This is a genomic window from Adhaeribacter aerolatus (assembly GCF_007991635.1).
Classification (GTDB): domain Bacteria; phylum Bacteroidota; class Bacteroidia; order Cytophagales; family Hymenobacteraceae; genus Adhaeribacter; species Adhaeribacter aerolatus.
Genome location: NZ_BJYS01000004.1, coordinates 103893 through 118324, shown reverse-complemented (window position 1 = coordinate 118324; position 14432 = coordinate 103893). Strand labels below are relative to the sequence as shown.

Genomic DNA, 14432 nt, shown 5'->3' with positions numbered 1-14432 from the left:
TAAGTAACACTTAGAAGCAAATTTCATAGTGTATAGTATTATAGTTATGTAATACTCTTAAGTCTACAATCAAATTCTTCTGGATCCAAAATAACGGAATGATCATCAATTCTTTTTTCATTTGGAAGCGGTATTGGTGCATAATTACACAAGATGTAATTATACTCTACTTTAAAGTACGGACTTAGGGTAAAAAAGCAGGTATACATATGATTTACCGCTGAAGGCCTTATTTCGATAACTTTGCTATTTTCTGATAAAAAGGCCAGATTTGTTAAACCAGCGCCGTGTAGTCCCATAATAACTTTAGCATGCTGACATATACTAATTTGATCAGCTAAACTATAATCCTCAAAATATATTGTCTGAAATCCATACTTGTTAAGGATTGGCTCTAAATCAGGCTCATTTAGAATCTTTCTAAACCTGGCTTTGGCTCTGGAAACATAAAGTCTGTCTCCAACTCTTTTACTGCTTTTTTTCAAAGCCTCACTTTTTAACCAATTAACGCCTTCGGTTAGTGGGATAGGTTGAATATAAAAGGGATTGCCGGCGCGAGTGGGTAATATTAACTTTTTTAAAAGATAGTTCTTGTCAGATTTTACTTCCAGGAATTCTTTCACATTTAGGAGCTCGAAAAATTCAGTTATAAAAGGCCAGTATTGGAAGAAATAATCAGGTATAGCAAATTTTATTTCTGGTAAGTATTGCTTTGCCATCCACAACCGAGGCAAAATATCTGTTATCCAGTGAAAATATCCTCCCGTGGAATAGCCGTCGAGACACCAAAGAACCGGTTCGTTAACAACTGTATTCTTTCGTATAAATCTCTTTACTTGAAATTTTAGTTTATCCTTTGTAGTACCATACAGTTTGTCTTTTAGCCAGGGCCAGGCGAAAGCTTCTGGTAGCATTTCATTATTTTTCCATAAGATTAATTCCCGGTTTGCATAAACATAATCTAATTCCAGAACACTACAGGATCTAATACTTCCTTCCAGAGACATATTGTAATATTCTTCTTCTCCGGGTATACAATTAGCCGGTAAATTAATGTGAATGGAAGATTCCGGAAATGAAATATTGTATTTATCAGGCATATGTTTAATCTTCAGTTCCCCTTTAATATTTCTTAAGGAAATAGGTTTACTTATTTAATCTTACTGTTAGAGCGTCTCAAATATAATTTATAGAAATATTGTAAAGGCTAAACAATTAAATTTTAATACCTTCGTATGTATTTATAGTTAAACAAAGTTAATTGTGGAATCACAAAGTAAACTATTTTACCCAAAGATTTCTATTATAACACCTTCTTTTAATCAGGGCCAATATCTTGAGCAAACAATCCTTTCAGTTGTAGAGCAAGATTATCCTAATCTAGAATATATAATAATAGATGGTGGAAGCACTGATAATTCTGTAGAAATTATTAAAAAATATGCCAATAAAATTACTTTTTGGGTAAGCGAGCCTGACAAGGGGCAGAGCGATGCCATTAACAAGGGTATGAAAGTGGCAACTGGCGATATTATTAATTGGCTTAATTCTGACGATTATTATGAGTCTGACTCGCTTTTTAAAGTTGCGGAAGCCTTTGATAAGCCTGGTACGCAGATAGTTGCAGGTAGAAGTAAGATTTTTAGTGGACAAAATGAGGTTCTTTACACCTCACAGGGAACCGATATTTATAAAAATAATTTAGCCAAAACAATTGGATGGGCAAGAATTGATCAGCCTGAAACATTTTTCAGAAAAGAGGTTATCGAGAAGATAGGACCACTGGATAATCGATTGCACTATATAATGGATAGAGATTGGTGGATTAAGTATTTATTTAATTATGGTTTAGATAAAGTTAGTCAAATACCTGATATTTTAGTTAATTTTAGGTTACACCAGGAGTCTAAAACAGTATCTCAAGCCTCTGGCTTTTGGCGTGAACGCGATACTTACTATTATGCATTAGCCAAAGGTGCTGGATTAAAGGAGCAGGCAAATGTATTAAAGAATAATACTTACGTGAATGAGGACTTTGAACTAAATAAGTCTTCTTTTCTAAATGAGAAAATTATCCCTAAGGTCTTGAATTATTATTATTTGCTACGGGCTAATGAATTTTACATTCAGAATAATAAAGCGAAAACAAAAATATTTTTACAAAATATTAGAATTGATTGGCTAGAAGAGGCCGATAAACAGGTATGGAGAAAGCTTTATTACAGGAACCGTTACGTACCAACAAGTATCATAAAGTTATTTAGAAAGTAGGTTTTAGGTGAAAGTTAGTGTAATAGTTCCCACTTATAATGGTGTAAACAAGGTAAGCAGATGTTTAAATGCTTTAGCAAAGCAAAGTTTTGTTGATTTTGAAGTTGTAGTTGTAGTAGATGGTTCTACAGATAACACAGAAGAAGTCTTAAGCAACGAAAACTTTAACTTCCAAAAGTTTACAATATTAATTCAACAAAATAAAGGCCGAGCAGCTTCCAGAAATGCTGGTGCACTTGAAGCCTCTGGCGATTTGTTGATATTTTTGGATGATGATATGCGTGCGGATTTTAAATTTTTGGAGCTTCATTTAAAGCATCATACAGAATTTAAAAATAGTATCCTGGTCGGCGCTCAGTTAGAAGATTATAATGTGTTAACTTCTGATATACAAAGGTATAAAGCCCATTTAAGTAGAAAATGGTTCCAGCCAATTAGCAATTTAAACAAACCTCTTTCCAAAGATCAATTATTTTTAACCGCGGCTAATTTCTCCATAACAAAAGAATTATTCCGCTTTCTTGGGGGCTTTGATGAGCGTTTGAGGGATGCGGAAGATTTTGATTTTGGGGTTAGGGCGTATTTAAAACAAATTCCCATTTACTTTAATGAGAGGGTTTTAGCTTGGCATGATGATTTTATTACCTTTAGTTCATATGTCAAAAGATTAAAGGAATACAAAGCGGCGCACAAAATGTTAATAGAGTTGAAACCTGCTCTTTACGAACAGTTTTCTCAACATCAAGTAAAATTGCCTGCCTTTCATAAAAGAATTATATATAGAATGTTATCCAGCAGCGTATTTGCTAAGCTAGTAGAACGTGAAAGCTTAAAAAATTTATTATCAGAAAAGTTGCGGTATAAGTTTTATGATATAGTTATCACCTCCCAAATTATTTAGAATTATATTTTAGAGCTTCCTTTTAATTTATTGTTAAAATTTTATGTTAGACCTGTTAAAGAATAAAGCTAAGAAATAAGTTATAAATTAAGTAGAAGTAAAATAAAAGTTTGGAATAGCAGGTTCAAATTTTAAAATGTCTTTTTTGGTTTAGAACTTCATTTTCGGCCTTTGTATGAAAGTTGTAAAACTATTGTGCAGGATAAATAACATAAGTTTTGCTAGAATGTAATTAAACTCGATAATATTTTTACTCTAATAATTAAGTTTATTATTTATATGAATTGTTTATTAGATAATAGCTTCTTTCTAAGCCTATAATGGAAGTTTTTGTTATTAATCTTAAAAGGTCATCAAATCGAAGGCAAAGGATTCAAAGAATGATGAAAAAGTTAAAAATAAATTTTACTTTTTTCGAGGCCTTTGATGGTCATAGCTTTTCCGAGGATGAGTTAAAGAAGCATGTGAAACCTAATCATGGCTATTTAAGAGAATTTACCCCTGGCGAAGTAGGTTGCTTTTTAAGTCATTATAGTGTTTTAAAAAAAATCGTCGATAAGCAAATTCCTTATGCATTAGTACTAGAAGATGATGTTGAACTATCTCCCAGGTTTCCTACCTTACTGAACCAAGTTGAAACGGAAATTAAACAGGGGGATGTAATTTGTTTTTACGTTTCTGTGCCTGAGCCATGTAGGTTTTATAAAGAAGACCAAATTGACAAAGATTATTTTTATATTCGACCTTTCCAGGAAGAATTGGTAGTTGGTGCTGCGGCGTACTTAGTAACCAATGATGCAGCCCAAAAGCTAGTTCAAAATATTGTTCCTATGGATAATGTTATTGATGATTGGAGAGCATGGATACGCAAAAAATTTATAAAAGATTTTAAAATTGTTTTTCCTCATCCGGTTGATTTATCTGACGTATATTCCGATATAAATGAACCATTTGGAGATTTGAAACTTAGGTTAAAAAAAATCATTTTACATTATGAGGTGCCTTTTTTATCTACTTATATTTTGAATAGAAGAAAGCGCAAAAGATTTGAAGATAGATTTAACAAAATTATCATTAACGACGAAAAGCCTGATAAGCTTTTTTTATGATAACTAAAAATTAAAAACACTCACACCTATCCGTAAGCGAAGTAATATCTGTACTTAAACTAATGGTTTTCTAATCTAGATTCTACTTAGCAATTTTGATTAATTTGTATCCTTGACTAATTTGAGAAAATCTGTTGTTTATATTATTTCTGATATTGATAAGGCTTTAGCTTTTGAATGGGTTGCCACTTATTTAGATAAGCAGAAGTTTGATTTGTCTTTTATTTTAATTAGCCCTAAAGAAACTGTTTTAGAAAAATATATTCATGCATTAGGATTAAATGTTTATCGTGTAATTTCTAACGGAAAAAAAGATTGGCCAAAAGCTATCTTTCAGGTTTATGGGTTGTTAAGAAAAATTAATCCTGCCGTTATCCATTGTCATTTAATTCAAGCCAATATTATTGGATTAACAGCTGGTAAACTTGCCGGAGTAAAGAAAAGAATTTATACCCGGCACCATTCATCGTTTCATCATGTGTATTTCCCTAAAGGAGTATTATGGGATAAACTCTCTAATATCCTAGCTACGCATATTGTAGCTATTTCGGGTAATGTAAAAGATGTTTTAATAAATTGGGAGAAAGCAGATGAAAATAAAGTTACGGTAATCCCACATGGATTTTTATTAAATGGCTTTTTGGAAGTACCGGCTGAAGGAGTTATTAGTTTAAAAAAGAGACATAATTTAGAGGATACGGATATAGGTAAAGTAATAGGCGTAATATCAAGGTATACGGAGTTGAAAGGAATTCAATATATTATTCCTGCATTTAAAAACATTTTAAAATTGTATCCTGATAGCGTACTTGTACTAGCAAATGCTACCGGGGATTATAAAAGTGCTATACAGGAGTTGTTAAAAGAAATCCCTGAAAGAAATTACCGCGAAATCACTTTTGAGTCAGACATTATGGCACTCTATAAGCTTTTTGATGTTTTCGTACATGTGCCTATTGATTCCCATTCTGAAGCTTTTGGCCAGACTTACGTAGAAGCTTTAGCTGCTGGTATACCTTCTGTTTTTACCTTATCAGGCATTGCCAATGAATTTATTAAGGACCAGGAAAACGCCCTTGTAGTAGATTATCAGAATGCCGAGGCCATTTATATAGCCATTTTACAAATATTGGAAAATGAAGATTTGCGAAATAAACTTATTCAGAATGGAAGAAAAGAAGTTTTTAATCGGTTTGGTTTAGAAAGGTTTATACAATCGCTGGAAGAATTATATTTATAATATTTAGTAGGAATTTTAAATCTGATCGAATGGTTACCTTTGGCCTCTTTAATTTTTCAAATTAAAAAACGGGGTGGTATTAAGGCATAAAAGTTAATTTTATTTATTCAAAGCAGCGATAAGCAAATTCAAGACATTAAAGGTTGAGGCTAAAGCTTTTTGATGTTATTCTTTATCTTTGCATAAAATAATAAAGCTGCAACTTTGGTCTCCGTAATAATTCCCTGCTATAATGCCCAATATTTTATAGGTGAAACGATACAGTCGTTACTGAACCAATCTTACCAGGAATTTGAAATTATAGTTTTAAACGACGGGTCGAAAGACAATTCGGAAGCCGAAATATTGAATTTTTCAGATTCCCGGATTTCTTACCTTAAGAAGGATAATACCGGGGTATCTGATACCCGCAATAAAGGTTTAGTCTTGGCTAAAGGCGAGTATGTTTTGTTTCTGGACGCGGATGATGTGCTGGATAGATTTTTTTTAGAAAAGCGGGTGGAACAATTAAGAAGAAATCCGGAGGTTTTGTTTAGTTGTGGGAAAGTGGTGAAAATAAATGAAGCGGGGCAGCCTATGCCGGGCTTTTTTAGGGGCACTGCGGATGAAATTTACCGGGACATCCTTTTATACCACCCCGAAGTAATTACCTGTCCTTCTAATTATTTATTCCGGAAGAGTATTCTGGATAGATACCAGCTTACATTTGATAACTCCTTATCCAGTACGGCCGACCGTTTTTTTTTAATAGAACTGGCTGCTTACGGGAATGGGGCTTACGTGGCTGAGGGAGGAGAATTATATTACCGGGTAAGCCAATCGAGTATGTCGCATCGCATTACCATCCCTTTGGTGGATGATAATGAGGTTTTTTATAAAGCTTTGGTTCAAAAGAAGAAAAATATTCCGGAAGCGTTATTCCGGGAATTTGCTTTTAAGATAAACTATATTTTAGGCGCCGCTTATTTAAGTCTGAAAATTTACGATAAAGGATTGCGGTATTTCGTTAATTCATTTTTTTGTAATCCAAAAGATTTTACTAATAATTTGCTCCGGAAAGTAATCTGACATTATTTTTTACTGCTAAGTTTTGTTTTAAATACCTATGTGCGGAATTGCCGGGTTTGTAGATTTTACCCAAAGTTCGTCTCAGAACGATTTGGAAATAATTACTGATTGCATTGCCCACCGGGGGCCCAATGCCGCCGGTTATTTTTTTGACGGTACCATTGGGTTAGGTCACCGGCGGCTCAGCATCCTGGATTTATCGGCCGCGGCCAACCAACCCATGTACGCCGCGAATGAGCGCTACGTTATTATTTTTAATGGCGAGGTTTACAATTTCCAGGAGATAGCCCCGGAACTCGGGGTTCCATTAAAAACCACCTCCGATACCGAAGTGATTCTGGAAAGTTTTGTAAAGTGGGGACCGGATTTTGTGCACCGCTTGAATGGCATGTTTGCCTTTGCCATTTATGACAAGCAGGAACAGCAGTTTTTTCTTTACCGCGACCGGATGGGCATTAAGCCGGTTTATTATTATTACGATGGGCAACGTTTTGCTTTTTCGTCGGAGCTGAAAGTGTTGGTAAAATTACCGTTTTTAAGCGGAAAATTGACGCTGAACAAGGAAGCCATCAGCCAGTTTTTGTATTTAGGTTACATTCCGCGGCCCAACAGCATTTATACCGAAATTAAGAAAATGGATTCGGGGTCCTATATGGTGCTGGATAAGCAGGGCCTGCAAACCGTGTCGTATTGGCAACTGACGGACCAGGTACAAACCGAGATTCTACGGGATGAGCCCGAAGCTAAAAGACAACTGCGGGAACTGGTACTTAGCTCAGTTAAGTACCGCATGATTAGCGATGTGCCTTTTGGCACTTTTCTGAGCGGAGGCATCGATTCGAGTCTGGTAACGGCAGCAGCCCAGCACGTATCGGATAAGCCGGTAAAAACGTTTTCGATTGCGTTTGATAACCCCAAATACAATGAAGCTAAATTTGCGGCCGCCGTAGCCAAGCACCTGGGCACGAATCACCACGAATTTACGGTAACCGAAAAAGAAGCCCTGGCCTGGGTGGACCAGTTAACCGGCATTTACGATGAGCCCTTTGCTGATTCTTCGGCCATCCCGACTTTGCTCGTGTCGGAGCTGGCCCGGAAACACGTTACCATGACCTTATCGGGTGATGGGGGGGATGAATTATTTCTGGGCTACGGCATGTACGGCTGGGCCAACCGGTTGAGCAAGCCTTGGGTAAAAACTTTCCGCAAGCCCATAGCAGCAGTACTGCCCTTTTTGGGCGAACGCTACGAGCGGGCCGCCCAGGTATTCCGTTACCAAGATATTGCCCGCCGCAAAAGTCATATTTTTTCGCAGGAGCAATACCTGTTTAGTGAATCCGAAATAGATAACCTTTTAAGCCCCGGCTACCAGCAGCCACCGTTAATCCGGGAGAACTGGAATATACCCACCAGGGCTTTAACCCCCATGGAAGAGCAGGCCTTTTTTGATATGCAATATTATTTACAGGACGATTTGCTTGTGAAAGTTGACCGGGCCACCATGCGGCATTCGCTGGAAACCCGGGTGCCTTTGCTGGATTACCGGATAGTACAGTTTGCGCTGAACTTAAGCCCGGAATTAAAGGTGAAAAATGGGGTGGCCAAATATTTATTGAAGGAAGTCTTGTACGACTTTGTGCCGAAAGAAATATTTGACCGACCTAAGTGGGGTTTTTCGGTACCGCTGGGGGCCTGGTTGCAGGGGGATTTGAAATACCTGCTGGATGACTACCTGAATGAGCAGATTATAAATACCTACGGCATAGTGCGCTACCCGGAGGTAAAACGTTTAAAGGAAAGCTTTTTAGGCGGTAAAGGCTATTTGTACAACCGGGTGTGGTTGTTAATTGTGCTTCACAAGTGGTTACGGGAAAATATTTAAGGGTATTTGCTCTTATTAAACTTAATGAAAAATACGTTTGTCATTCAGGAGGAACCTTTGTAGCAGGTAGCCCAATAGGTTCCTCCTGAATGACAGGTTTGGGCTCAAGATACCAAAATTCCATCTTTCCCGAATTGTTGCGTAAAATCAGTTATTAAATTTAATACTTCTTATAATACGGTGGTTTTTAAAACTTTATTTTAAAAATAAGTTTGTTATTCCGGGAATCCAAGGATTCCTGGAGGAACCTATTTGGCCTATTCAAGGTAGGTTACTACTATGGTAAAGGGTAATTACTTTGTATATATCATTACCAATCCTAATAAAACGGTATTGTATACAGGTATGACGAATAATTTACAAATAAGGCTTCAACAACATTTGGATAACCGAGGCAATGTGAATTCTTTTGCTGGAAAGTACTTTTGTTATAAATTGGTTTATTATGAACGCTTTTCAGATGTAAAGATGGCTATTGACCGAGAAAAGGAAATTAAAGATATGAGCCGGGAGAAGAAAATGGAATTGATAAAAGCATTGAATCCTTACCTTGACTTCCTGGTAGCTGCCGGCCTTGGATAGGCTAAAAAGGTTCCTCCTGAATGACAGGTTTGGGCATCAAAAGCGTAGAAAAAATGTGTTTATGATTGCCATGTAAATAACCTGATAAAACTTACTACTTAAAACTTAATACTCATTACTCCTTCTGCATGGTTGAAAAATCAGTTTTATTTATTTCGTACGATGGCATGACCGACCCGCTGGGCCAATCGCAGGTACTGCCATACCTGGCCGGGTTGAGTAAATTAGGTTATCGCTTTACCTTGTTGTCGTGTGAAAAACCGGAGCGTTACGCGCAGCATAAAGCCATTATCGAAGAAATAACCCGGGAGCATAATATCCACTGGCAGCCAATCTCTTTTACTGCCAGACCGCCGGTTTTAGCTAAATACTACGACATTTACCGGCTAAAGCAGAAAGCCATTGCCCTGCACCGCCAAAAGAAATTTGCTTTAATTCACGCACGCAGTTACGTGAGTGCGGCTATTGGCATGGAACTGAAACAAAAGTTTGGTATTAAGTTTTTGTTTGATATGCGGGGCTTCTGGGTAGACGAGCGGGTAGACGGTGGTGCCTGGAATTTACAGAATCCGTTCTATCGGTACGCTTACCAGCAATACAAAAAGAAGGAGGCTAATTATATCGCCCAATCTGATGCCATTATTAGTTTAACGGAGGCCGGCAAACGCGAAATGCAAACCTGGCCCAGTTATGGGAAAGCGCCCATTCAGGTAATACCTTGCAGCGCTGATTTTAATTTGTTCGGGTTGGTTACCCCGGCGCAGAAAGCGTTATCACGGACTTCCTTAGGCATTAAATCCGATGCTTTGGTAATTAGTTACCTGGGCTCGGTAGGAGCGTGGTACCTCTTGGATGAAATGCTGGCCTTGTTTAAAGAGGTGAAAAAGGTTTATCCGCAGGCTGTTTTCCTGTTTATTACCCCGGAACCGGCCGAAGAAATTCTGGCACCGGCTCGTAAATTGGGCCTAAACCCGGCTGATTTTATCATTCGTTCTGCTACCCGCAAAGAAGTGCCGGTGTTTACGGCGTCCTCCGATATTAACCTGTTCTTTATCAAACAAAGCTATTCTAAAATTGCCAGCTCTCCGACAAAATTAGGCGAAATACTGGCCATGGGTTTACCGGTAGTTTGCAACTCCAGAGTAGGCGATGTGGCCGAAATTGTGGCTAACACCAACTCAGGGGTAGCGATAGATGATTTTAGCCCGGAAAGCTATAAGAAAGTAGTAGCCAAAATACCCGAATTATTAAAGAAAAACGGTGCTGCCATCCGTAGCCGGGCCATTGATTATTATACCCTGGATAATGCTATTCAGAAGTATGCGCAAGTATACAGCTATTTGCTTCCGGAACCCGGCAAAAAGGTTGATGCGTTTTTGAAAACGGTTGGTTAGGAATGAATATACTTTTTGTGGTACCCTACCCCCAGGACAAAGCGCCTTCTCAGCGGTTTCGCTTCGAACAATATTTGAGATTTCTGGAAGAGAAAAACTGGTCTTATAAATTCGCCTCCTTTCTGGACGAAAATACCTGGCAGATCTTATACAAACCCGGGCATACCCGCCAGAAAGTTTGGGGTATCTTAAAAGGATTTCTAAAACGGTTCTTCCTGCTGTTTTCGGTGCCGGCGTATGACTACGTGTTCATTCACCGGGAAGCGACGCCTATTGGTCCGCCTTGGTTTGAGTGGCTAGTGGCCAAAGTACTCCGGAAAAAAATTATTTACGATTTTGATGATGCCATCTGGATACCCAATACTTCGGAAAATAATAAAATAGTAGCGGGTATTAAATGGCACCACAAGGTAAGCGCTATTTGCCGGTGGGCTTACATAGTAAGCTGCGGCAATAATTATTTAAGAGATTACGCCCGGCAATTTAACCCCAATGCGGTGGTTAACCCTACTACCATTGATACGATAAATCTGCACAACCGGGTGAAAGACCAGCGTACGCCAGCAGTAATTATTGGCTGGACCGGCACCCATTCTACCATGAAGTACCTGGACCAGGTAGTACCCGTGCTGCAAAAATTAGAGGAGCGGTATGCTTTTGAGTTTTGGGTAATATCGAATCAGCAGCCGGACTTGCCGGTAAAATCGCTGGTTTATAAGCCCTGGCGGAAAGAGACGGAAATTAAGGATTTAGGGATGTTTAATGTGGGTTTGATGCCGCTGGAAGATGACCCCTGGGCCAAAGGTAAATGTGCTTTTAAGGCTTTACAATATATGGCATTGGGAATACCGGCCTTGGTTTCGCCGGTAGGCATGAACACCGAAGTAGTGGAATCAGGTGTAAACGGTTATATTTGTAATTCTTCTGATGAATGGTACGGGGCCCTGGAACATTTAATGCAGGACCCGGAAGCCCGAATCAGACTGGGCCGGGCAGCCCGGCAGAAAATAGAAAAAGATTACGCCGTAACCGCTAACCGCGATAATTTCTTAGGCCTTTTTGCGTGAGCCTGCATGATGTATAAACCCGCCATATAAAAGGGCATCAGTGGAATTTTATATCGGACCAGCGTACCAAAATTGCCACTATTGGTACCCACCCCAAAGGCCAGCACCAGGGAAAAAACAAAGCAGAAAATAAGAATGGGTTTAGAACCGATGAATTTAAGTGTTTTTATAAAGCCGGTTCGATAAAAGAAGCGCAAGGTTAAAAATATAAAAATACTTGCCTCTATCGCCGAAAGTAGCATCACCGGGTTCCTTACTTCCCAAATAAATGGCCGGTACAACGATACCACAATGGCTTGCGGGCCTACCGTCAGCATACTACTTAAACTCCCGTCAAAAATGCCAATATCGTACGCTGAACCAGTAGCCACCTGTTTGGTTAAATAAATGGCATTAATTTTAGAACGCTCTCCAATTTTGTCAATGTCGTACCGTGCATCTCCTTCGGTGAGCCGGGTAGCTCCCAGGTAAGCCATCGCTAAACCTGCTATTATAAAAAAAGGCTTAGCCAGCATCCGGATGCCCGGGTTTTTAATTTTTCTTTGATTTTCGAGGAATATCCAGAATAATGCCGGCGGTAGAAATGAAAGTAAGATGTAAACCTTAATGGAATATATCAGGTAAGCGGCTACTAGGATTATTACGGCCGATTTAAAAATATTTCGTTTTTCAATAAGTCCCTGGTAAAAGCCGTAAAACAACCAGCCTAAAAAGCCGATGGTAAGGGAGTCTTTCATTAAGCCGGAACCCCAGAAGAATACCGAGGGTAAAAAGAAAACTGCAATGGCAAACTCTTTGTACAGGGTAGGATAGAGTTTTAAAAAGGTACGATACATTTGCCACATACCGGTAAAACTTAAAAAAGCAAAAAATAAGCCTATAACAGTGTAGGTGTTAAAGCAAAGTAAAGAGAAAAAAGAGCCAAATTTGATAACAATAAACTCCGTGGGGGAGCGGTACCACTCCATCCGGACCGAATACTTGTAAATTTCATTATCAAACTGCCCGGAAGAGAGCATCAGCTTCAGCCACAGGTAAGGCGATTCCTGAAAGGCCGCAAACATGATTTTGATATGGTGAAAGTAATTAAAAGTATCGCCGCCGCCGTAATAAAATTGGTAAATTAAACCCAGCCCAATTGCCCCGATTAGTTTAACCGTTAAAGCCGGTATAAAATACTTCCGCGTAAATTTATTCGTCAATTTTGGGCGCAGCCAGTAAGCCAAACCATAAATGATTATTAAGTATACCGGGGTTAATAAAAGGTCTTTAAATTCCAAAGTTTATATGCTACGTAGTTTGTCAGTTTAAATCAGTTATAAGTAGTAAGTTTTAAGTACTAAGTCTATAAAATAATTATAATATCCCTATTTAGTAGTTCATGTGTTATCTACAGGCGTCCTGTTGAGCTACCATTTCTAGTTGTAAAAAAGGGATACGAGCTACAAGCTCGCACCAGCCATTGTATTTCCCTTTTTCCTATAAGATTAGCTCCAATGAAGGACTTTAGAATAATTTTGCTAAAGTGCTATTTTAATTGTATTCCTAAAACTTATAACGTACTACTTACCACTTTTAACTTGTTACACCTTCCGGTACTTCCTTAAATAAGTCTTCGCCTCTTTCTCTGCCCGTTTATCATCATCGGCCAGGTCTTTTACCATTTCGTAGTATTGTTTGGCTTGTTTAATGTTGTTCTCTTCGTGGCTCATGCGGGCCAGGTTGAGGTAAGCGTGGACGGCATAACCAGATTTGCTTTCGTCGGTTTGTTCGGCAAAGGCGATGGCTTGTTGGTAATATTCTTTGGCTTTGGGTATATTTTTCCGGTTTTGGTTGATGTATCCTAAAAAGTAGGCGGCATAGCGACCGCTGATTGATTCGTAGCCGGGCATTTTGCGGTTGAGCTTGTCCAGGATTTGCAGGGAAGTTCTTTCGGTTTCGGAAAGGTTGCCGATGACAAAAGAGAGCCGGGCGTAAAAACGCTGAAAGTAAGCGTTATCGGGGTACTTGGTGGCCAGGAAGCGGGAAATGGGGTAAGCGCCCATCTGGTTGTTTTCTTCATTCGCCAGTATTTTCATCAGGAAAAATTTGGCTTCGAGGCCGGTATAAAAACCGTTATCGGCCACTTCTTTTAATTGGGTGAGGCCCAGTTGTTTATTCCCATCCGGAAAGAAAAGCAACACGGGGCGCAGCAAAGGATAATTCTGGCCAATCCAGACGGCGTAGTAATTATACAAGGCTTCGCCAAACATAAATTCCGGGCTCAGGCCGTTGGCTTCTTTGGCTTTGTTCATGAAGTTGAGGGCGTGGCGGCTGTGTACGGTAGCTTTGCGCCAGTTTTTCCGTTCGGAATGCAGACGGGCAGCAAAGCCGTGGGCAGCGGCCAGGAAAAAGGCTGCTTCGTAATTATTCTTTTTCTTTACTAATAATCTTTCGCCATAGGTAATGGTGGTGTCCATGTAGGCAAAGAAAGCATTGTCGTACTGCTTCGTTAGAATATTCGTCGGCACTATTTTCCACCACTGGCTCAAACCCAATAAAAAATAAGGCATGGGATGATCGGGGTAGCGGCGGCGCAACGAACGGAACTGCCGCTCGGCCCGGGCGTACTTAAAATTATACAGGTTATCGACGGCCCCGGATAATTCATTTTTGATGCTTTCATCCAATAACAGCCAACCATCCGTGTCGATAACTTCCGGCGTAACATTTACCGAGTCGATGACCATGTGCCGGATAACCGAATCGATGGCCGCCTGTTGTTTGGGATCGGTGGTTTGGGCTTGGGAGAAAACGCCCAGGAAAAGCAAGGGAAAAAGGAATAAAAAAGTTTTTTTCATTTTATAGAATGCCGGGACAAAGTTACAACTTCTTCATTGTTAATTTTTAAGCCCAGGGTACTGGAAAAAGGAGATTCC

Annotated in this window: 12 protein-coding genes; 9 read left to right on the top strand and 3 right to left on the bottom strand. The window is 39.1% G+C overall.

Annotation, left to right across the window (positions count from 1 at the left end; genetic code table 11):
• Positions 1 to 44 precede the first annotated feature (44 nt).
• Positions 45 to 1100 (bottom strand): glycosyltransferase family 61 protein, encoded by a 1056-nt coding sequence (locus tag AAE02nite_RS04425; protein ID WP_146895298.1) that lies wholly within the window; start codon positions 1098 to 1100, stop codon positions 45 to 47.
• 163 nt (positions 1101 to 1263) lie between these two features.
• On the opposite strand from AAE02nite_RS04425, the gene AAE02nite_RS04420 reads away from it, so the two are divergent.
• From AAE02nite_RS04420 to AAE02nite_RS04380, 9 genes are all read left to right on the top strand, one after another.
• Positions 1264 to 2271: a glycosyltransferase family 2 protein gene (locus tag AAE02nite_RS04420; RefSeq protein ID WP_246150788.1), complete on the top strand. Its 1008-nt coding sequence runs from the start codon at positions 1264 to 1266 to the stop codon at positions 2269 to 2271.
• 7 nt (positions 2272 to 2278) lie between these two features.
• Positions 2279 to 3172, top strand: coding sequence for a glycosyltransferase family 2 protein (locus AAE02nite_RS04415; RefSeq protein ID WP_146895294.1), 894 nt, complete (start codon positions 2279 to 2281; stop codon positions 3170 to 3172).
• Between the two features lie 320 nt (positions 3173 to 3492).
• Complete coding sequence (locus AAE02nite_RS04410; protein WP_146895292.1) at positions 3493 to 4281, top strand: glycosyltransferase family 25 protein; 789 nt, start codon at positions 3493 to 3495, stop codon at positions 4279 to 4281.
• Positions 4282 to 4402: 121 nt separating this feature from the next.
• Positions 4403 to 5521 (top strand): glycosyltransferase family 4 protein, encoded by a 1119-nt coding sequence (locus AAE02nite_RS04405; protein ID WP_146895290.1) that lies wholly within the window; start codon positions 4403 to 4405, stop codon positions 5519 to 5521.
• Positions 5522 to 5725: 204 nt separating this feature from the next.
• Positions 5726 to 6589: a glycosyltransferase family 2 protein gene (locus AAE02nite_RS04400; RefSeq protein ID WP_146895288.1), complete on the top strand. Its 864-nt coding sequence runs from the start codon at positions 5726 to 5728 to the stop codon at positions 6587 to 6589.
• A gap of 37 nt (positions 6590 to 6626) precedes the next feature.
• A complete protein-coding gene (gene asnB, locus AAE02nite_RS04395) occupies positions 6627 to 8471 on the top strand; it encodes an asparagine synthase (glutamine-hydrolyzing) (RefSeq protein WP_146895286.1) in 1845 nt (614 codons plus the stop codon).
• A gap of 279 nt (positions 8472 to 8750) precedes the next feature.
• Positions 8751 to 9053, top strand: coding sequence for a GIY-YIG nuclease family protein (locus AAE02nite_RS04390; protein ID WP_146895284.1), 303 nt, complete (start codon positions 8751 to 8753; stop codon positions 9051 to 9053).
• 128 nt (positions 9054 to 9181) lie between these two features.
• Positions 9182 to 10447, top strand: coding sequence for a glycosyltransferase (locus AAE02nite_RS04385; RefSeq protein ID WP_146895282.1), 1266 nt, complete (start codon positions 9182 to 9184; stop codon positions 10445 to 10447).
• A gap of 2 nt (positions 10448 to 10449) precedes the next feature.
• A complete protein-coding gene (locus AAE02nite_RS04380; protein WP_146895280.1) occupies positions 10450 to 11514 on the top strand; it encodes a glycosyltransferase family 4 protein in 1065 nt (354 codons plus the stop codon).
• Here AAE02nite_RS04380 and AAE02nite_RS04375 read toward each other — a convergent pair.
• Both AAE02nite_RS04375 and AAE02nite_RS04370 read right to left on the bottom strand, forming a co-directional pair.
• The gene (locus AAE02nite_RS04375) at positions 11466 to 12794 is read right to left on the bottom strand and encodes a hypothetical protein (protein ID WP_146895278.1); all 1329 of its coding nucleotides are present in this window, start codon (positions 12792 to 12794) and stop codon (positions 11466 to 11468) included. The two genes, AAE02nite_RS04380 and AAE02nite_RS04375, sit on opposite strands and share 49 nt — an antisense overlap.
• 303 nt (positions 12795 to 13097) lie before the next feature.
• Complete coding sequence (locus AAE02nite_RS04370; protein ID WP_146895276.1) at positions 13098 to 14354, bottom strand: tetratricopeptide repeat protein; 1257 nt, start codon at positions 14352 to 14354, stop codon at positions 13098 to 13100.
• Positions 14355 to 14432: the final 78 nt, after the last annotated feature.

Excerpts from the sequence above, each read along its gene's own strand:
- AAE02nite_RS04410 (WP_146895292.1), top strand. The coding sequence starts at position 3,493 with ATGGAAGTTTTTGTTATTAATCTTAAAAGGTCATCAAATCGAAGGCAA.
- AAE02nite_RS04425 (WP_146895298.1), bottom strand. The coding sequence starts at position 1,100 with ATGCCTGATAAATACAATATTTCATTTCCGGAATCTTCCATTCACATT.
- AAE02nite_RS04385 (WP_146895282.1), top strand. The coding sequence starts at position 9,182 with ATGGTTGAAAAATCAGTTTTATTTATTTCGTACGATGGCATGACCGAC.
- AAE02nite_RS04370 (WP_146895276.1), bottom strand. The coding sequence starts at position 14,354 with ATGAAAAAAACTTTTTTATTCCTTTTTCCCTTGCTTTTCCTGGGCGTT.
- AAE02nite_RS04380 (WP_146895280.1), top strand. The coding sequence starts at position 10,450 with ATGAATATACTTTTTGTGGTACCCTACCCCCAGGACAAAGCGCCTTCT.
- asnB (WP_146895286.1), top strand. The coding sequence starts at position 6,627 with ATGTGCGGAATTGCCGGGTTTGTAGATTTTACCCAAAGTTCGTCTCAG.
- AAE02nite_RS04390 (WP_146895284.1), top strand. The coding sequence starts at position 8,751 with ATGGTAAAGGGTAATTACTTTGTATATATCATTACCAATCCTAATAAA.